Annotated in this window: 1 protein-coding gene; it reads left to right on the top strand. The window is 73.0% G+C overall.

Annotation, left to right across the window (positions count from 1 at the left end; all coding sequences use genetic code 11):
• Positions 1-229: 229 nt before the first annotated feature.
• The coding region (locus AC2W7G_RS17835) for a TetR/AcrR family transcriptional regulator (RefSeq protein ID WP_485869605.1) at positions 230-692 on the top strand (463 nt) is incomplete at its 3' end.

Below are 692 nucleotides of genomic sequence, written 5' to 3'. Positions count from 1 at the left end.
CCGTGGTGGCCGGACCGACCGCGAGGCCGGCGCGACGACGGCGACCGGCACGTCGCGCGGCTCGGGGGAGTGGAAGGCGCCGACGTAGCTGGCGATGAACGCGAGCTGCACCAGGAGCACGCCGACCAGCAGGAGCGCGGGGCGGCGCAGCGAGCGCAGCGTGACGGACTCGGGCACGGGAACCTCTTTCGATACGAAACGTATTCAATACGAAGTGTATCCTGTTTTCGTGGACGCACCAGCCCCCCTCTCCCCCCGCCGGGCGCAGACCCGTGCCCGCCTCGTCGAGGCCGCCGAGGAGCTGTTCGTCGCGAAGGGGCTGCACGGGACGTCGATCGAGCAGGTCTGCGAGCGGGCCGGCTTCACCCGCGGCGCGTTCTACTCCAACTTCGCCTCACTGGACGCGCTGCTGGTCGCCGTCCACGAGCGGCGCGCCACGCTGATGATCGACACGGTCCGCGAGGCGGTCGGGCAGGCGACCGGCGACGACGCGGACCCCACGCCGTCCAGCGTCATCGACGCCGTGCTGTCGCGCCTGGACGACGACCGGGCCTGGCACGTCATGGGCGTGGAGATGTCGCTCGCGGCGCTGCGCGACCCCGAGCTGGCCGCGCGGCTGCACGCCGAGCGCACCGAGCTGGTCGCCGCGCTGACGCCGGTCGTGCAGCGCGCCCTCGACGCGTCCGGCTACG

This window comes from Aeromicrobium sp. PFPM2_SD2, assembly GCF_057364525.1.
This window is presented reverse-complemented; position numbering and strand designations above follow the sequence as displayed.